Here is an 18,347-nt window from a genome sequence, read left to right as displayed (position 1 = left end):
CTTTCTTCCTTATGGTATAATAGTTCTATGGATAAAAAATATGAAAAAATTTCCCAAGATTTGGGTGTAACCTTAAAGCAAATTGATACGGTCTTGTCTTTGACAGCAGAAGGAGCAACCATTCCCTTTATCGCTCGTTATCGGAAAGACATGACTGGTAGTTTGGATGAGGTTGCTATCAAGGCTATTATTGACCTTGATAAAAGTCTTACCAACCTCAATGATCGTAAGGAAGCGGTCTTAGCTAAGATTCAAGAACAAGGAAAGTTGACCAAGGAATTGGAAGAAGCTATCCTAGCAGCTGAAAAACTAGCAGATGTAGAAGAACTCTATCTTCCCTATAAGGAAAAACGTCGCACCAAGGCAACGATTGCGCGTGAAGCCGGACTCTTTCCACTTGCTCGCTTGATTTTACAAAATGTTCCTCATTTAGAAGCTGAAGCAGAAAAATTTGTCAGTGAAGGTTTTTCTAGTGGCAAAGAAGCCTTGGCTGGAGCAGTAGACATCTTAGTTGAGGCTCTATCTGAGGATCCTACACTTCGTGCTATTGCTTATCGCGAAGTCCTTGAAAATTCTAAAATCACTTCTCAACTGAAAGACGAAACTCTAGATGAAAAGCAAGTCTTTCAGATTTATTATGATTTCTCAGAGACGGTTGCTAACATGCAGGGCTACCGTACACTTGCCCTTAATCGTGGGGAGAAGCTAGGTGTCTTAAAGGTCGGTTTTGAACATGCGACGGACCGTATTCTTGCTTTCTTTGCTGCTCGTTTTAAGGTTAAAAATGCCTATATTGACGAAGTTATTCAGCAATCAGTTAAGAAGAAAGTACTGCCAGCTATTGAGCGCCGTATTCGGACAGAATTAACTGAGAAGGCAGAAGAAGGAGCCATTCAACTATTTTCTGACAATCTGCGTAATCTCCTCTTGGTAGCACCTCTTAAAGGGCGCGTGGTTCTTGGATTTGACCCTGCCTTTCGTACAGGTGCCAAGCTTGCGGTCGTAGATACGACTGGTAAGATGCTGACAACGCAAGTCATTTATCCAGTCAAACCAGCTTCAGCTCGTCAGATTGAAGAAGCTAAGCGTGATTTGGCAGATTTGATTGGCCAATACGGTGTTGAAATCATTGCTATCGGAAATGGAACTGCTAGTCGTGAAAGTGAAGCTTTTGTCGCCGAAGTGCTCAAGGATTTTCCAGAAGTTAGTTATGTCATCGTTAATGAGAGCGGTGCATCTGTCTACTCTGCTAGTGAACTTGCCCGTCAGGAGTTTCCAGAACTAACCGTTGAAAAACGTTCGGCTATCTCAATTGCTCGCCGTTTGCAAGATCCCCTTGCTGAATTGGTTAAAATTGACCCTAAATCCATCGGTGTTGGCCAGTATCAGCACGATGTTAGTCAGAAAAAACTGTCTGAAAGTCTTGACTTTGTTGTTGATACAGTAGTGAACCAAGTCGGTGTCAATATCAATACAGCTAGTCCAGCCTTGCTTTCTCATGTCGCAGGGCTTAACAAAACTATTTCAGAAAATATTGTTAAGTATCGTGAAGAAGAAGGTAAAATCACCTCACGAGCTCAAATCAAGAAAGTCCCTCGTTTAGGTGCTAAAGCGTTTGAACAGGCTGCAGGATTCCTCCGTATCCCTGAAAGTAGCAATATCCTTGACAATACTGGTGTTCACCCAGAAAACTATGCTGCAGTCAAGGAACTCTTTAAACGTTTGGACATTAAAGACCTAAATGAAGAAGCGCAAGCCAAACTCAAATCTATTTCAATCAAGGAAATGGCCCAAGAGCTAGACCTTGGTCAAGAAACACTTAAAGATATTATCGCAGACCTTCTCAAACCAGGTCGTGATTTCCGTGACTCTTTTGACGCTCCAGTTCTTCGCCAGGATGTCTTGGATATCAAAGACTTACAAGTTGGGCAAAAGCTTGAAGGAGTTGTGCGCAACGTCGTTGACTTCGGTGCCTTTGTTGATATTGGTATTCACGAGGATGGTCTCATTCATATTTCTCACATGAGTAAGAAATTTATCAAACATCCAAGTCAAGTAGTATCGGTTGGCGATTTGGTAACCGTTTGGGTTAAAAAAATCGATGCTGACCGCGAAAAAGTGAATCTGTCGCTCCTAGCTCCAAATGAATCTAACTGATTACGTTAAACAGGTTTCTATAGAAGATTTTGGAAAACCTTTCAAACACCAAGCTCAGTGGAATACTCGTCTACGGTCGACAGGTGGACGTTTTTTCCCTAAGGATGGGCATTTAGATTTTAATCCCAAAGTTTATCAAGAACTTGGTTTAGAGGTTTTTCGTAAAATTGTTCGTCATGAGCTCTGCCATTACCATCTTTACTTTGAAGGCAAGGGCTATCAGCATAAAGATTTAGCCTTTAAGCAACTTTTAAAAGAGGTAGACGGTCTCCGCTTTGTTCCTCCCTTGTCAAGTTCCAATCAAAAACCAAGCTTAGTCTATGTTTGTCAGTCTTGTCAGCAAATCTATCAAAGAAAGCGAAAAATCGATACCAAGCGTTATCGTTGTGGTCTCTGTCGAGGAAAGGTCCTCTTGTTAAATCGGCCTAAGGACTGATGTAGCAAATCTAGCTTAGTGCTATACTAAGATTAAGAAATCCGAAAGAGGAATAAATTATGAATACAAAATTTTATAAAATGAGAAGAAATCGCATGATATCAGGTGTTCTTGCAGGTCTATCTGATAAGTGGGATCTTGACGTCACCCTTGTGCGCTTCATTTTTGCTATCTTTACAATCGCAAACTTCGGACTTGGAATCATCATCTACATCATCTTAGCCTCTATCTTGCCAACAAAGGAAGATATTGAAGCTGAAATGTATGGAACAGGCCCACGCAAGATCAAAGATGCCAAACCAATCAATGATGACGAAGGTTGGTTTTGGTGAGATTTAACAGTAAATATTTATTATTTGCACTATGATACTTAAAAGAAGTAGCATAAATGATTGAAAATCCCTTGTGGCTAAATAACCACAAGGGATTTTGGTATTTAATTATATTCTGGTTCGTATTTAGAAAGACGAATTACCTGATCAGCCATTTTCCAAATACTAGGATTGTGAGTTGCGATGATAATTGTTCTATTAGCATTACGAAGTTCAAGGAGAATTTCCATAATTTCCTTGGAATTTTTGGGGTCTAGCGAGGCGGTAGGCTCATCAGCTAGAATTAAGGGAGGGTCTTTCAGGATAATCTTAGCAAGTGCTATGCGTTGAGCTTCACCACCAGATAATTCATAGATGTTTTGGTTGAGACTTAGATAATCCAGTCTGACAGCTTGCAGTGCTTGAAGAAGAAGTCTCTCTTTCTCTTGTTTTTTGTTTTTCTTTTTACCAATCAGTCCTAGCTCAAGGTTTTCTCGGATGGTCTGACTTTCTAATAGTCCAAAATTCTGGAAGAGATAACCTAGTTCGTTACGATAAAATTCCTCATTTTTTAGTGAAGTCAAAGACTTTCCTTTGTAAACTATTTCTCCTTTATCGAAAGTCTCTAGTTTTGCAAGCATATTGAGCAAAGTGGTTTTTCCACAACCACTGTCTCCTATCAAAGCATACACCATACCACTTTGAAAATTCAGATTCAAGTCTGAAAAAATAATACGAGAACCAAATTGTTTCCAAATATGTTGCAATTCAATCATGCTATCCTCCTTTGATAATGCTAACATAGGTTTTGCTTTCCTTCTTATCAAAGATCTTCAATAGAAGAACGGCTAAACTTAAAAAGCTGAAAAATAGGATCAGGGTAATCCAGATATTCTTAGAAATAATGAAAGCTAGACCACTTCCGAGAAAGAGAGTTGCTATTTGAGAAGTGATATATCTATTGTGTAATTCAAAGAAATAATAGCCTGCTATTTTTTTCAAGAATATGGTTTTGCGAAAGGCTTCAAAATAGAGCAGATTTAAACTTGTAAACAGCAAAATTGAAGTCAAAATAGCAAACATAGCACTCGCTAAGTTACTAAAAATTTCGATTTTAATTTTTTGATTTAACTGGAGATAGGTTTCCCTAGCAGACGATAGCCCTGAGACCATTTGATCAAGTTGATAGTGTTTCAAAAGTTCTTGTGTCTGGTGGAGGTCTGTAAAATAGAGATATTCTAGATTTGTAAACCAGAAGATGGAGGAAGCCTTACCAAGTGCTTTAGGAGAAAGCACAAGAAAGATGGGATTTGATAACCATTGATCATAAGCGATATGGGTGGTATTATAAATGAATACATCTTTTTTTTGATCAGTATAAGTTATACTAACTTCGACTCTATGCTTTGTATCACTACTGTATAATTGATTAGTTAAATCTTCTTGTATGTTTTGTTTTATTTGTTCCTCATTTTTCTTTTGTTCTTGAGGTAGTATTACAAGAACCTGTCCATCTTTTAGATTATTGATTTTTTTAAAGGTTTCTGATGTTAACTCTATACCTTCTTTTTTGAAGTAGTCAGGTGTTACATAGAGAATATTTTTCCCTTCCAAGTCATAGGGATTTTGTTCAGAATCATTATGAGTTGAAAGAGAATGTTTTATAGCTTGAATAGCGAGATTATGTTTGACTAGAAAGGCATTTCCATTTTCTAAAGAATATTGAATAAAGTCAAACCATTTATCAGCATTTGTCTGCAGTTCATCTAAATTTTTCATCTGACTGGAACGCCCTGTTTTAAGAGTAACAACATTGGAGCGTTGTTCCCAAGTAGCTTGTCCAGCCTCATTTTTCTCAAGTATATGATAGTAAGTAGACATACGTCCAAATCCTACAATAACCAGTAGAATGGCAAGTACCTGACCAAAGTAGAGAATGCGTAGAATTGACTTGATTGGTAATTTTCCTTTGATGATAGAGAGGAGATGGACTTTTTTTAAAGAAATGGTAAAAAGAAAGGCAATTAGAAGACTAAGTAAGAGAAGTAGGCTATTGTAAAGAATAAAAAGTATTCCTAGAAAAGTCTGAACTTCATAAGGATATCCCAAGGAAATGAGCAAGATACATGCTATCAGCAAAGCAGGTAGACCAAAAAGAAGGATATCAAGTCCGTCTCTTGCGAGAGAACGAAAGAAGAGATAGCTCAGCCGCTCTCCAGAAATCAATCTAATCCCTGACTGAGAAAGAGATTGAATCTGACCGATAACAATTAAAGCTAAGAAAGTCAGCAAAAAGATTAACATACTGATGAGCTGATCAGGTTGGGTAAAGATGGCCAGTACGAAGGATACTCTGTCATTTTCAAATGCATTCGCTTTTTCTAGTCCAAGTTCTTTCAGATGAGTAGCCAATTCTTGACTAGTTAGGGATCCGCTGATAATATTGTAGTTGTTGAGAAGATCGCTCTTGTGAATGCTTTCTTGACTTGCTGGAGGCATCCAGTCTGGGAGTTGCCCATCTCCAAAAGCTTCGTAGAGAGTTCTTGATTTTCCATCACTATCTACTTCCCAAATGGTTCTTGCGATAAGACTATTATGTTCTTTAGCAAGACTATTTAATTTTTCCTTAACGGTAGAATAATCTGCTTGCCCGCTTAATACTGCTGCACCTGGGAACAGGATTTGTGGAAGAGAGTCTTTCCAAAAGGACAGAGTGGCAATGAGGAAGAAAGTTAAAAGAAGATTGCTGATGAAGAGAAAAACACGTTTCATAGGAACCTCTTTCTAAAAAAGAGGAAGCTGAACCTCCCTCCTTATAGCAGTGATACGAATGATAGTTTAGCACCTTTAAAAAAAATTAGCAGAAAGCCAATTCTTTTACAAGATGTTAAAGAAAGCCTTTTCATAACTTAATTTTACTATTTTTTTAAGAATAAAACAAGCAATGACAGGACTTCTTATAGTAGCCATTTTCAAAAAAATTCCTCAATCTTACAAAAATGTAAGATAAAAGAGGCTGAACCAATTAATGATAATATAGGTTGGTTTTGGTAGTTTTACTTAATTGTTTATGTTTGGATAAAAAAAGATACCGCTCGGTATCTTTTTTAAATACTAAACAACTGTCCGAATAGATAGGTAACTCCCATGGTCAACAAACCGATACAAAGGTTACGAATCATAGCTGTTTTGGTTGGTGCTTTTCCAAGTTTAGCACTGGTGTAGCCAGTAACTAATAGAGAAATTGCTACAATAACAACAGTAGCAGGGATTCTGTATTCGCTTGGGAAAATAATAATCGAAAGCATTGGTGGTAGGCTACCAAGTACGAAGGCAATAAAGCTAGATGCAGCAGCATGCCAAGGATTGGTAAACTCTTCATACTCTATTCCGTATTTTTCTTCAACCAAAGCCTTGAGTGGATTTTTTAGAAAGGCTTTATTGACTAAAAGTTGAGCTGAAGTTTCACACTCACCATTTTGAAGATAAGCAGCATAGAGGGATTTTTTTGCAGCTTCGAGATCCTTATCCAAAAGTAATTGTTCACGCGCTACAGCGGCTTCCTCAGTGTCTTTTTGAGTAGATACAGAGACATACTCGCCTCCAGCCATAGAAAATGCACCTGCTAAGATTGCTGCTAAACCTGAGAGAAAGATAATCCAGATATTGCTGGTTGCACTGGCAACCCCGATAACAACACCTGCAATGGAAATAATCCCGTCATTAGCTCCAAGAACACCAGCACGTAGGATATTTAAACGACCAGCAAAGTTTGTATCTATTTCATGTTTATTTTCTGTCATAGTATTCTCCTTTATATCTAGTATAAAGTATAGGAGAAGTGAAAACAAACATTTTTAACTATCTGAAAAAAGTTCTACAATTCTAATAAAAGATTGCTATTTATCTCAATCGGGCATAGCCATAGCTATTGCTTATGCCAATATATAACAAAGTTGTATTTGTAACCTAGTGTAATAGGTGATACAATGAACCTAATGAAATCTTTGGAGGTCTGATGATGACTCGCGAATTTAAATTTGAAACTCTTCAATTGCATGCAGGACAAGTGGTAGACGCTACTACCAAGTCTCGTGCTGTACCAATTTACCAAACAACATCCTTTGTCTTTGAAGATACACAAGAAGGTGCAGAACTTTTTGCACTTCAGAAGGCTGGTAATATCTATACTCGTATCACAAACCCAACAACTTCAGCCTTTGAAGAGCGTATTGCAGCTCTTGAAGGTGGTGTTGGTGCTCTTGCCACAGCATCTGGGATGGCAGCTCTTACTTATACTATTCTTGGACTTGCTCACGCAGGTGATCATGTTGTTGCAGCTTCAACTATCTACGGTGGTACCTTTAACCTTTTGAAGGAAACCCTTCCTCGATATGGAATTACCACAACATTTGTAGATATCGATAATCTAGAAGAAGTAGAGGTAGCTATTAAAGATAATACCAAACTTGTTTTGATCGAGACTTTGGGTAATCCAGTTATCAACATTCCTGATATTGAAAAGATTGCTGAAATTGCTCATAAACACCAGATTCCATTGGTTACTGACAATACTTTTGCAACACCTTACCTCATCAATGTCTTTTCTCATGGTGTTGACATTGCGGTTCACTCAGCAACTAAGTTTATCGGTGGACACGGTACAACTATTGGTGGTGTTATTGTTGATAGTGGGAAGTTTGACTGGGTAGCTTCAGGGAAATTCCCTCAATTAGTCGAAGAAGATCCAAGCTACCACAATATCAGCTATACTCGTGATGTTGGTGCTGCAGCTTTTATCGTTGCTGCTCGTGTTCAATTGCTTCGCGATATGGGAGCTGCCCTTTCACCATTTAACTCATTCTTGCTCTTGCAAGGTCTTGAAACACTTTCTCTCCGTGTAGAACGCCATGTTCAAAACGCTGAAAAAATCGTTGATTTCCTTGTGAAGCATCCAAAGGTTGAAAAAGTTAACTATCCAAAATTAGCTGATAGCCCTTACCATGCCTTGGCTGAAAAATACCTACCAAAAGGTGTAGGTTCTATCTTTACCTTCCACGTTAAGGGTGGAGAAGCAGAAGCGCGTAAGGTGATTGATAGCTTAGAAATCTTTTCAAACCTTGCCAACGTAGCAGATGCAAAATCATTAGTCGTTCATCCAGCAACTACAACTCATGCCCAGTTGTCTGATTCAGATCTAGAAGCAGCAGGGGTAACTAAAAATCAAATCCGTCTATCAATTGGTCTTGAAAATGTTGATGATTTGATTGAAGATTTGCGTCTTGCTCTTGAAAATATTTAAAAATAGATAAATTTTATCTGGTTTACCATCCTTCTCACGAATAATTAAGTGAGGAGGATTTTTATGTATAGTATTTCTTTTCAACAAGATTCGCTCTTACCACGAGAACGGCTGGTGACAGAAGGAGTAGAGAGTTTGAGTAATCAGGAATTACTAGCTATTTTACTTAGAACAGGAACTCGTCAATCTACTGTTTTTGAAATCGCTCAAAAAGTATTGAATCAATTAAATTGCTTAACTGATTTGAAAAAAATGACCTTGCAAGAACTACAGAGTTTATCAGGTATAGGTAGAGTAAAAGCTATTGAATTGCAAGCCATGATTGAATTGGGCCATCGTATTCATAAACAAGAAACCATTGAGGCAGAGAGTATCCTCAGTAGTCAAAGACTGGCTAAAAAGATGCAAGCTGAACTGGGAGATAAAAAACAAGAGCACCTGGTGGCGCTCTATCTGAATACTCAAAATCAAATCATTCATCAGCAAACCATTTTTATCGGCTCAGCTACTAGAAGTATTGCTGAACCAAGGGAAATTCTCCACTATGCTTTGAAGCATATGGCAACATCTGTGATTCTGGTTCATAATCATCCATCTGGTGCTGTCATGCCGAGTAGAAATGATGACCATGTTACGAAGCTTGTTAAAGAAGCCTGCGAATTAATGGGGTTGGTCTTATTGGATCATCTTATCGTCTCACATTCCGATTATTTTAGTTACCGTGAGAAGACGGATCTGGTGTAAAAAACCTGTATATGATACAGGTTTTTACAATTCATTGACGACATAGTCGAAAAGTGTTTTATCTTTGGGGCGATTTTCAAAGAGAAATTCTGGATGCCATTGAACACCGAGGTAAGGAAAACCATCCGTTGTTGTAACAGCCTCGATAATTCCATCTTTAGGATCATGAGCTACAACCTTGAGATTTGGAGCTAGGTCCTTAATACTCTGATGGTGGAAAGAGTTGATATGGGAGATTTCTCCATAGATTTCTCGAAGAATAGTATCAGGCTCGGTGACTAAACGTTGAGTTGTATACTCGGCTGAAGTATCCTGCCAATGGTCTTCAATATCTTGATAAAGAGTTCCTCCCATAGCCACATTAAAGAGCTGAGTGCCTCGACAAACAGAAAAAATTGGTTTCTTTTGTTTGATTGCTTCTTCAATGAGTGCTAACTCAAAAATATCGCGTTGAAGGTAGTAGTCATCACTATCGATTGTTTTAGGCTCACCGTAGAACTTTGGATCGACATTTTGTCCACCTGTTAAAATGAGTTTATCAATCAAGTCAATGTAGTAACTAGCCATTTCTTGATCACCAATTGGTAGGATAATGGGAATTCCCCCAGCTTCCTTGACTCCTTCAACAAAGCCTTTCGCAGCATAGCTCATCATAAGCTCATCATCAGGATGAGCTTTTTCGTTTCCTGTAATCCCAATAACTGGTTTTTTCATAAATGCTTTCGCTTTCTAATCCTCTTTTCTCATGAAATAGAGGAGAGTTTGCAATTCACTAGTTAAATCTACATACTGAGCTACCACATCTTTTGGAAGTTGGAGATGAACGGGTGAAAAGCTTAAAATTCCTTTAATACCTGCTTCGACAAGGAGATTAGCTACTTCTTGTGATTTGACACTCGGAACTGTTAAGATTGCAGTTTTAACATCTGCATTCTTTATTTTATCCTTGATTTGGGAAATTCCATAAATTGGGATTCCATCAGGAGTTTTTGTCCCAACTTCAGGATGATCATCCAAATCAAAAGCCATAATGATTTTCATTTTGTTTCGTTCGTGGAAACGGTAGTGAAGGAGTGCATGCCCCATATTACCAATACCCACCAACATAACATTTGTAATAGAATTATCATTTAGAAGATCAGCAAAAAACGTCATTAGTTTTTTGACATCGTAGCCAAATCCACGGCGACCAAGTTCACCAAAGTAGGAAAAATCTCGTCTAACAGTAGCAGAGTCAATACCAATGGCCTCGGCAATTTGTTTTGAGTTGGCTCTTTCAATTTTTTCTGCATGAAATCTTTTAAAGATACGATAATAAAGAGAAAGTCTCTTTGCTGTTGCTTTAGGAATAGTGGACTGTTTTTCTTTCACAAAATCACAACCTTTCTAACTACTATTTTATAGAAAGATTGTGAAAAAATCAACAAAAACAAGAAAAAACTAAGAAAATCTTAGTTTATCTTTGTAAAATCATAGTGAAATAGAAAACGATAGAGATCTCCCAGAAGACCTTGATAGATTTCTTTTCCCTTATAGGTAAGAGAAGTAATGACGGTCGTATCTGGAAGAGTCACACATCCTGAAAGTGACAGCATGAGTGCTTCGTAATCTTCGTATTCTAAAAGGCGATCGACTTGATAGGTATCCTTATAGGTTAATCGAAACATAGGGACCTTCTATCTTTCACTTTTAGTGAAGACACCACGTTCAACAAGACTGTCCATCAAGAAGTAGAATTTCTCTTGGTGGATATGAGTTTCTTCTGACTTAAAGATATCAACCAAACGCAGACCAAATTTATCAGTGATGTTGATTTTTGCACCTGTTAAGTCTTTGTTGATAATAATCTTAAGTTGGAAACCTTCCCCACTATTTGGAACCTTCTCAAGAAGGCGTGTTAGTTCATAGTTACCAACCTTTGTTTCAAAAAAAGTGTTATCTTTTAGAGTAAACTTTTTGACAGTTGGGCTAAGTGTGTAATCGTAACGGCAATTTTTGAGACTAATAGTTTTTTCGAATGCCATTGAGTTATCCTCCAATGATTTCTTTTAGAGTTTGTGCGAGAGTGATCATTTCTTGCTCTGTATTTTGAGGTGAAATGCTGACGCGAACGGATTCGTGTAAGCGAGGAGAGTCTTCTCCGTAGAAAGCCTGAAGAACATGACTAACCTGAACGACACCTGCAGTACAAGCAGAACCAGTTGAAATAGAAATCCCTTCAAGATCCAGACGAAGAAGTAGTAGATCATTTCGTTGACCTGGAAATCCAATATTAAGGACATAAGGTAGCTGATCTTTCCCTTGATTGAGGTAATAGTCTGTCTCAGCCATTTCCTTTAAGAAGGTGTCTTTTAGTTGTTGAACTTTTTTAAAGTTTTGTGCTTGGTTTTCAAGATCATCCTTTAGAGCTGCTACCATTCCTACAATGGCAGGAAGATTTTCTGTTCCTGCTCTTTTTTTCTGCTCTTGATCACCACCATGAAGGTAGGAATCAAAATCTGTAGATGCAGCATAGAGAAAACCAACTCCTTTTGGACCATAAAATTTGTGTGCAGAAGCACTGAGAAAATCAATTCCCAATTCTTCGGGAAGTATCTCTAATTTACCGATTGCCTGAACTGCATCGACATGATAGACGGCTGGATGATTTTTTAGAACCTCACCAATTTCAGCAATAGGTAACAGTGTACCAGTTTCATTGTTGGCAAACATAGTAGAAACAAGAATGGTATCTTCACGCAGTGCATTTTTGACTTGGTCTGCAGTGATTTCTTGATGTTCAGGCTGTAAAATAGTCACTTCAAAACCGAAATTTTCAACCAAGTATTTGATGGGTTCTAGAACAGCATGGTGCTCAATCGCAGTAGTGATAATGTGCTTCCCACGATTTTGATGGCGAAGGCAGTAGCCGATGATAGCAGTATTATTGCTTTCAGTACCACCAGTGGTAAAGAATATATGTTGTGGCTTTGTTCCTAGTAAACTTGCTAGTTCTTGACGAGCTTCTCGTAATAGTTTACCTGCTTGACGCCCATGGCCATGAATACTAGAAGGGTTGCCATAAGTTTCTTGCATGACTTGAGTCATTGCTGAGATAGCTACTGAAGACATCGGAGTCGTTGCAGCATTATCCAAATAAATCAAAAACTCACCTAATTTCTATTTAAATAGTGGACTAACTGGTTTTCTTTCATGAATACGAACCATAGCATCACCAATCAATTCACTAGCAGTGATGTATTGTACGTTTTTAGGTTTTCTACTTTCTGTCACAACAGAATCTGTAACCAAGATTTCCTTGATATTTGTTGCATCTAATAACTCTGCAGCACCGTTAACGAATAGTCCATGACTTGAAACTGCATAGATTTCAGTTGCACCGTCACGTTCTAAGATTTTAGCAGCTTCAGAGAAGGTACGGCCAGTATTCAGAATGTCATCGATTAAGATTGCTTTCTTACCTTCAACCTCCCCGATAATGTAACCTTGACTGCGTTCAGAATCATCTTGTGCATAATCAATGATGGCAATTGGAGCATCTAGGTATTCTGCAAGACTACGAGCACGTTTTACACCAGAGTTTTTAGGACTGACAACAACCACATCTGAACCAGTCAAACCTTTATCGCAGTAGTGTTTGGCAAAAAGCGGGATTGTGTAGAGGTTATCTACAGGAATGTCAAAGAATCCTTGAACCTGAACGGCATGGAGGTCAAGTGTCAATACACGACTAACTCCGGCTTTGACCAACATATTTGCAACCAGTTTTGCAGTAAGTGGTTCGCGTGAAGAAGCGATACGATCTTGGCGAGCGTAGCCGAAGTATGGAAGTACAACGTTAATAGTATTAGCACTAGCGCGAACACAAGCATCAACCATAATCAAGAGTTCCATCAAGTGGTTATTTACTGGATAACTAGTTGATTGGATGATATAAACATCATATCCACGAACACTTTCTTCGATGTTAACTTGGATTTCACCATCTGAAAATTGGCGTGAAGATACTTTTCCAAGTGGAACACCTGCAGCATCTGCGATTCTTTGAGCAATTTCCTGGTTGGAAGATAGTGCGAAAAGTTTCATGTTTTTTGTATCTGACATCGATAAACCGTCCTCTTTAAACTAAGTGAATCGCTGTAGTGAAACACTTTTAGTGATAAATGCTCTCTACAACAGATTCTATTATTTTTCATCCCTTTTATTTTATCAAAAAAAGAAGATTATTTCAGTATTTTTTCATATTTTCTATAAAACGAACCAATTTTGAGGGAGCTTTTTTGTAATGGATTTCATTGTCTTGTAAAAATTCTTGGAAGTCAAGACTTCCTTGGTTGCCATCTTCCACTTCTAATTCAAGCTCATAGTCAACAATATCAAAGTATTGGCTCTGATCAAGTGCCATGAGTCCGATCGGAGTTTGCTTTTCGTAACGAACAGTAGTTAGGCAACCTAAAACTACCCAGCCACTGGTTGAAAGTCCACGGCTAGTCAATTCGTCAAGAATCATTCCTTGTGGAAGTTTACATTCTTTAAGACAATGGTTTGCTTCCTCAAGACTGAGATCTTGATTGTACTCCATATTTCCAACTTTTTGTGGGATTTTTATGGTCAATTCAGCGCTATTTTCAAAAGTACGAATGCGCATAGCGATTTTATGTTTGCGAAGGTAAAAATCAGGCGTGTCTAGGTAGTAATTTTTTTGTGTAATAGGTGTGACTCCTGAAAAGTGCTCCTGCAATCTTTGATATTCATCCTTGATTAGAAGTGTTTTCATTTCAATTTCTAAATGTTTCATTTTTTTTACTTTTTCCTTATCTTTGAAAGCGATTGTATGGTATAATAAGCATTGTATTTATTGTATAAGATTTTTCCTAGAAAATCAAAAGCTAGATAAATCGAAGTGTATAGAGAATTGGATGAAAAAGATATATGATTACAGAATGGGAAGAATTTTTAGATCCTTACATTCAGGCTGTCGGAGAGCTGAAGATAAAACTCCGAGGTATTCGAAAACAATATCGCAAACAAAATAAACATTCTCCAATTGAGTTTGTAACTGGTCGAGTCAAACCGATCGAAAGTATAAAAGAAAAAATGGCTCGTCGAGGGATTGGATACGATACGTTGGAACAGGACTTGCAAGATATTGCAGGTTTACGCGTCATGGTTCAATTTGTAGATGACGTGAGCGAGGTTGTTGCCATCCTTCGTAAGAGGCAAGACATGAGAGTGGTACAAGAACGTGACTACATTACTCATCGAAAGGCTTCAGGCTATCGTTCTTACCATTTGATTATTGAGTATACAGTTGATACGATCAAGGGGGCAAGAACGATTCTGGTGGAGATTCAGATTCGTACCTTGGCTATGAATTTTTGGGCTACCATCGAGCATTCTCTAAATTATAAATATCAAGGGGATTTTCCAGAAGAAATTAAGAAACGTCTGGAAATCACAGCAAGGATATCTCACCAATTGGATGAAGAAATGAGTAAAATTCGTGATGATATCCAGGAAGCACAGGCACTCTTTGATCCATTGCATAGAAAGTTAAATGACGGGGTAGGTAATAGTGACGATACCGATGAAGAATACAGGTAAACGAATTGATCTAATCGCTAATCGCAAACCTCAAAGTCAAAGAGTCTTATATGAATTAAGAGATCGACTTAAAAAGAATAACTTTATATTAAATGATAAACATCCCGATATCGTGATTTCCATAGGTGGGGATGGGATGCTTTTGTCTGCTTTTCACAAGTATGAAGACCAGCTGGATAAGGTTCGCTTCGTTGGTGTTCACACAGGTCATTTAGGCTTCTATACGGATTACCGTGATTTTGAACTAGATCAACTGCTTACTAATCTACAGTTGGATACTGGGGCTCGTGTGTCTTACCCGCTGTTAAATGTAAAGATATTTTTGGAAAATGGAGAAGTGAAAATTTTCCGAGCTTTGAATGAGGCTAGCATTCGGAGAGCTGATAGGACTATGGTTGCCGATATTATCATTAACCAAGTGCCATTTGAACGTTTTAGAGGAGATGGCCTGACGGTATCGACGCCAACCGGGAGTACAGCCTATAACAAATCTCTTGGTGGAGCTGTTTTACATCCTACTATTGAGGCCCTACAATTGACAGAAATTGCGAGTCTTAACAATCGTGTCTACAGAACCTTAGGTTCTTCTATCATTGTGCCTAAGAAGGATAAGATAGAATTGATACCAACTCGTAATGACTATCATACGATTTCTGTTGACAATAGCATTTATTCTTACCGTAATATTGAAAGAATAGAATACCAGATAGACCATCATAAGATTCATTTTGTAGCAACACCAAGCCATACTAGTTTTTGGAATCGTGTCAAAGATGCCTTTATTGGTGAGGTGGATGAATGAGGTTTGAATTTATTGCTGACGAACACGTCAAGGTAAAGACTTTTCTGAAAAAGCATGAAGTCTCTAAAGGTTTGCTGGCCAAAATCAAGTTTCGAGGTGGAGATATTCGCGTAAACGGTCATCCACAAAATGCAACCTATCTCTTAGATATAGGGGATGTGGTTGTCATCGACATTCCTCCTGAGGAAGGTTTTGAGACACTGGAAGCAATTGATTATCCACTGGATATTCTGTTTGAAGATGATCATTTCTTAATTCTAAACAAACCCTTTGGTGTGGCCTCGATTCCTAGTGTCAATCATTCCAATACCATTGCCAACTTTATCAAGGGCTACTATGTGAAACAGAACTATGAAAATCAGCAGGTTCACATTGTAACCAGACTAGATCGCGATACTTCGGGTCTCATGCTTTTTGCTAAACATGGTTATGCTCATGCTAGACTAGACAAGCAGTTGCAAAAGAAAGCCATTGAAAAGCGCTATTTTGCTCTGGTTAAAGGAGATGGTTTTCTGGAACCTCAAGGTGAAATTATTGCCCCGATTGCCCGTGACGAAGATTCCATTATCACTAGACGAGTGGCAAAAGGTGGTAAATATGCCCATACTTCCTATCGAATAGTGGAGTCTTATGGCAATATTCATCTAGTTGATATTCGACTACATACGGGAAGGACACACCAGATTCGTGTTCATTTCTCCCATATCGGTTTCCCTTTGCTTGGCGATGACCTCTATGGTGGTAGTCTTGAACATGGCATAGAGCGTCAAGCTCTGCATTGCCATTACTTATCGTTTTATCATCCTTTTCTTGAAGAGCAGTTGGAGATGGAAAGTCCACTGCCGGATGATTTCAACACTCTTATAACTCAGTTATCAAATAATAATTTATCTTAAAAGGAGTCAAAACTCATGGAAGTTTTTGAAAGTTTAAAAGCCAACCTAGTTGGTAAAAATGCACGTATTGTCTTGCCAGAAGGTGAAGAACCACGTATTCTTCAAGCTACAAAACGCATCGTAAAAGAAACAGAAGTTATCCCTGTCCTACTAGGAAATCCTGATAAAATTAAAATCTATCTTGAAATTGAAGGAATCATGGATGGTTATGAAGTAATTGACCCAGCACATTATCCTCAATTTGAAGAAATGGTAGCATCACTTGTAGAACGTCGTAAAGGAAAAATGACTGAAGAGGAAGCGAGAGAAGTGCTCATCAATGACGTTAACTATTTTGGTGTTATGTTGGTATACATGGGCTTAGTCGATGGTATGGTTTCAGGAGCTATTCACTCTACTGCGGCAACTGTTCGCCCAGCCCTTCAAATCATTAAAACTCGTCCGAATGTTAGCCGTACTTCAGGTGCCTTTCTCATGGTTCGTGGTACTGAGCGTTACCTCTTTGGTGACTGTGCCATCAATATCAATCCTAACGCTGAAGCTTTGGCAGAGATTGCGATTAACTCTGCAATTACAGCTAAGATGTTCGGTATCGAACCAAAAATTGCTATGCTAAGCTATTCAACTAAAGGTTCAGGTTTTGGTGAAAGCGTAGATAAAGTTGTTGAAGCAACTAAGATTGCTCACGACTTGCGTCCTGACCTTGAAATCGATGGGGAATTACAATTTGATGCTGCCTTCGTTCCAGAAACAGCTGCTCTCAAGGCACCAGGAAGCAAGGTTGCTGGACAAGCAAACGTCTTTATCTTCCCAGGTATCGAAGCAGGAAATATTGGCTACAAGATGGCAGAACGTCTCGGTGGCTTTGCAGCGGTTGGTCCAGTATTGCAAGGTTTGAACAAACCAGTTAATGACCTTTCTCGTGGATGTAATTCAGATGACGTCTTCAAACTTACTCTAATCACAGCAGCACAAGCTGTACACCAATAAAATACAAGATAGCTCCTTTTCTGTTAAAGGAGCTTTTCAAGTAGGAAGAATTCAAACTGGTTATTAAAAGGTGATAGGAATATCGGCTTTTGTTAATACTCGGTGAAGTTTATAGATCAAACCTATAGATACCCAAAGACCTAGTTGAGACCATAGTCAATACTGCCAGTTCAATAGAAATTAGCTCCTGCAATCTTTTGAATGACTATTTATTTTTTACTCACTTAATGTTCAGAAAGGAGCATTTAGATTTGAAATATAAGTATTTACTCTTCGACCTCGACCACACCTTACTCGATTTTGATGCTGCAGAAGATATTGCCTTATCGCAACTCCTAAAAGAAGAAGGAGTAGAGGATATACAAGCCTATAAAGATTACTATGTACCAATGAACAAGGCTCTTTGGAAGGATTTGGAACAGAAAAAAATTACAAAGGCTGAGTTAATTAACACACGTTTTGCAAAATTATTTGCTCACTTTGGTATTGAAAAAGATGGGGCTTACTTAGCAGAGCGCTACCAGTTTTTCCTATCAAAACAGGGACAGACTTTCCCAGGTGTCGAAGATTTATTAAGAAAATTGATAAGTCAGGGTTATGAGCTCTATGCTGCAACAAATGGAATCACCTATATTCAGACAGGTCGTTTGGAACAATCTGGTATTGCGCCATTTTTCAAGGAAATCTTCATTTCTGAGCAACTCCATACCCAAAAACCAGATGCTGAATTTTATGAAAAAATTGGAACTCGTATCCCTAATTTTGATAAAAATCAGACCCTTATGATTGGTGATTCTTTGTCAGCTGATATTCAAGGTGGAAATAATGCTGGCATCGATACCATCTGGTACAATCCTCAACATCTGGAAAATAAGACACAAGCTCAGCCAACTTATGAAGTCGACTCTTATCAGGCGCTGCTTGATTGCTTGGGGCTCCTTTAAAAATCACAAAATATAAAAGATTCTAGAAAACTTGGAGCATGGAGTGCAAGAAATTTTGGTATTTTTTGAAAACGTTTTATTTTTTTGATATAATAAATCATACTAGGATATAATGATAAGAATATTGTGATTGTCATCTACCGTTAAGTTGTATATGGATA

At 38.2% G+C, this 18,347-nt stretch carries 20 protein-coding genes; 10 read left to right on the top strand and 10 right to left on the bottom strand.

Annotated elements, in window-relative coordinates; translation table 11 throughout:
- Nucleotides 1-27 precede the first annotated feature (27 nt).
- Genes AXE83_RS05625 through AXE83_RS05615 form a run of 3 tightly spaced genes read left to right on the top strand, consistent with a single transcriptional unit; the run spans nt 28 to nt 2,925 of the window.
- Entirely contained in the window at nt 28-2,157 is a 2,130-nt protein-coding gene (locus tag AXE83_RS05625) for a Tex family protein (RefSeq protein WP_060955726.1), read from the top strand.
- The gene (locus tag AXE83_RS05620) at nt 2,144-2,593 is read left to right on the top strand and encodes a SprT family protein (protein ID WP_060955725.1); all 450 of its coding nucleotides are present in this window, start codon (nt 2,144-2,146) and stop codon (nt 2,591-2,593) included. Before AXE83_RS05625 ends, AXE83_RS05620 begins: the two co-directional genes overlap by 14 nt.
- A 59-nt stretch (nt 2,594-2,652) precedes the next feature.
- Nucleotides 2,653-2,925 carry a PspC domain-containing protein gene (locus AXE83_RS05615; RefSeq protein WP_060955724.1) on the top strand — a complete coding sequence of 91 codons (273 nt, stop codon included), beginning with the start codon at nt 2,653-2,655 and terminating at the stop codon, nt 2,923-2,925.
- Between the two features lie 104 nt (nt 2,926-3,029).
- On the opposite strand, the gene AXE83_RS05610 is transcribed toward AXE83_RS05615, so the two are convergent.
- The 3 genes from AXE83_RS05610 to AXE83_RS05600 all read right to left on the bottom strand — a co-directional run bounded on the left by AXE83_RS05610 (nt 3,030) and on the right by AXE83_RS05600 (nt 6,707).
- A complete protein-coding gene (locus AXE83_RS05610) occupies nt 3,030-3,680 on the bottom strand; it encodes an ABC transporter ATP-binding protein (protein ID WP_060955723.1) in 651 nt (216 codons plus the stop codon).
- 1 nt (nt 3,681) lies between these two features.
- On the bottom strand, nt 3,682-5,676 hold the full coding sequence (locus AXE83_RS05605; RefSeq protein ID WP_060955722.1) for a DUF1430 domain-containing protein: 1,995 nt from the start codon (nt 5,674-5,676) through the stop codon (nt 3,682-3,684).
- A gap of 335 nt (nt 5,677-6,011) precedes the next feature.
- A complete protein-coding gene (locus AXE83_RS05600; protein WP_060955721.1) occupies nt 6,012-6,707 on the bottom strand; it encodes a VIT1/CCC1 transporter family protein in 696 nt (231 codons plus the stop codon).
- Between the two features lie 218 nt (nt 6,708-6,925).
- Here AXE83_RS05600 and AXE83_RS05595 point away from each other — a divergent pair, with 218 nt between their 5' ends.
- Together AXE83_RS05595 and radC are read left to right on the top strand one after the other, a co-directional pair.
- A complete protein-coding gene (locus AXE83_RS05595) occupies nt 6,926-8,206 on the top strand; it encodes an O-acetylhomoserine aminocarboxypropyltransferase/cysteine synthase family protein (protein ID WP_060956378.1) in 1,281 nt (426 codons plus the stop codon).
- A gap of 63 nt (nt 8,207-8,269) precedes the next feature.
- Nucleotides 8,270-8,950, top strand: a complete 681-nt coding sequence (gene radC, locus AXE83_RS05590) for a RadC family protein (RefSeq protein WP_060955720.1) — start codon at nt 8,270-8,272, stop codon at nt 8,948-8,950.
- Between the two features lie 24 nt (nt 8,951-8,974).
- Here radC and AXE83_RS05585 read toward each other — a convergent pair whose 3' ends face one another.
- The 7 genes from AXE83_RS05585 to AXE83_RS05555 all read right to left on the bottom strand — a co-directional run bounded on the left by AXE83_RS05585 (nt 8,975) and on the right by AXE83_RS05555 (nt 13,748).
- Nucleotides 8,975-9,664 carry a gamma-glutamyl-gamma-aminobutyrate hydrolase family protein gene (locus AXE83_RS05585; RefSeq protein ID WP_060955719.1) on the bottom strand — a complete coding sequence of 230 codons (690 nt, stop codon included), beginning with the start codon at nt 9,662-9,664 and terminating at the stop codon, nt 8,975-8,977.
- A 15-nt stretch (nt 9,665-9,679) separates the two neighbouring features.
- A complete protein-coding gene (locus tag AXE83_RS05580) occupies nt 9,680-10,321 on the bottom strand; it encodes a redox-sensing transcriptional repressor Rex (protein WP_060955718.1) in 642 nt (213 codons plus the stop codon).
- An 80-nt stretch (nt 10,322-10,401) separates the two neighbouring features.
- Nucleotides 10,402-10,617, bottom strand: coding sequence for a DUF4649 family protein (locus tag AXE83_RS05575; protein WP_060955717.1), 216 nt, complete (start codon nt 10,615-10,617; stop codon nt 10,402-10,404).
- 9 nt (nt 10,618-10,626) lie between these two features.
- The gene (locus AXE83_RS05570; RefSeq protein WP_045762949.1) at nt 10,627-10,974 is read right to left on the bottom strand and encodes a DUF1831 domain-containing protein; all 348 of its coding nucleotides are present in this window, start codon (nt 10,972-10,974) and stop codon (nt 10,627-10,629) included.
- A gap of 4 nt (nt 10,975-10,978) precedes the next feature.
- Nucleotides 10,979-12,094 carry a cysteine desulfurase family protein gene (locus AXE83_RS05565; protein ID WP_060955716.1) on the bottom strand — a complete coding sequence of 372 codons (1,116 nt, stop codon included), beginning with the start codon at nt 12,092-12,094 and terminating at the stop codon, nt 10,979-10,981.
- 15 nt (nt 12,095-12,109) lie between these two features.
- Nucleotides 12,110-13,054 carry a ribose-phosphate diphosphokinase gene (locus tag AXE83_RS05560; protein WP_001285421.1) on the bottom strand — a complete coding sequence of 315 codons (945 nt, stop codon included), beginning with the start codon at nt 13,052-13,054 and terminating at the stop codon, nt 12,110-12,112.
- Nucleotides 13,055-13,178: 124 nt separating this feature from the next.
- Nucleotides 13,179-13,748 carry a CYTH domain-containing protein gene (locus tag AXE83_RS05555; RefSeq protein ID WP_060955715.1) on the bottom strand — a complete coding sequence of 190 codons (570 nt, stop codon included), beginning with the start codon at nt 13,746-13,748 and terminating at the stop codon, nt 13,179-13,181.
- Nucleotides 13,749-13,882: 134 nt separating this feature from the next.
- Here AXE83_RS05555 and AXE83_RS05550 point away from each other — a divergent pair, with 134 nt between their 5' ends.
- The 5 genes from AXE83_RS05550 to AXE83_RS05530 all read left to right on the top strand — a co-directional run bounded on the left by AXE83_RS05550 (nt 13,883) and on the right by AXE83_RS05530 (nt 18,186).
- Nucleotides 13,883-14,554: a GTP pyrophosphokinase gene (locus tag AXE83_RS05550; RefSeq protein ID WP_049529686.1), complete on the top strand. Its 672-nt coding sequence runs from the start codon at nt 13,883-13,885 to the stop codon at nt 14,552-14,554.
- Complete coding sequence (locus AXE83_RS05545; protein ID WP_025171265.1) at nt 14,538-15,356, top strand: NAD kinase; 819 nt, start codon at nt 14,538-14,540, stop codon at nt 15,354-15,356. Before AXE83_RS05550 ends, AXE83_RS05545 begins: the two co-directional genes overlap by 17 nt.
- Nucleotides 15,353-16,252 (top strand): RluA family pseudouridine synthase, encoded by a 900-nt coding sequence (locus tag AXE83_RS05540; protein WP_060955714.1) that lies wholly within the window; start codon nt 15,353-15,355, stop codon nt 16,250-16,252. The genes AXE83_RS05545 and AXE83_RS05540 overlap by 4 nt, the downstream gene beginning before the upstream one ends.
- Nucleotides 16,253-16,267: 15 nt before the next feature.
- The gene (gene pta / locus AXE83_RS05535) at nt 16,268-17,242 is read left to right on the top strand and encodes a phosphate acetyltransferase (protein ID WP_060955713.1); all 975 of its coding nucleotides are present in this window, start codon (nt 16,268-16,270) and stop codon (nt 17,240-17,242) included.
- Between the two features lie 251 nt (nt 17,243-17,493).
- Nucleotides 17,494-18,186 carry a YjjG family noncanonical pyrimidine nucleotidase gene (locus tag AXE83_RS05530; protein ID WP_060955712.1) on the top strand — a complete coding sequence of 231 codons (693 nt, stop codon included), beginning with the start codon at nt 17,494-17,496 and terminating at the stop codon, nt 18,184-18,186.
- Nucleotides 18,187-18,347: the final 161 nt, after the last annotated feature.

This window comes from Streptococcus sp. oral taxon 431, from assembly GCF_001553685.1.
Taxonomy (GTDB): Bacteria; Bacillota; Bacilli; order Lactobacillales; family Streptococcaceae; genus Streptococcus.
The sequence above is the reverse complement of the archived record's forward strand: the minus strand, read 5'-3'. Positions and strand labels throughout refer to the sequence as shown.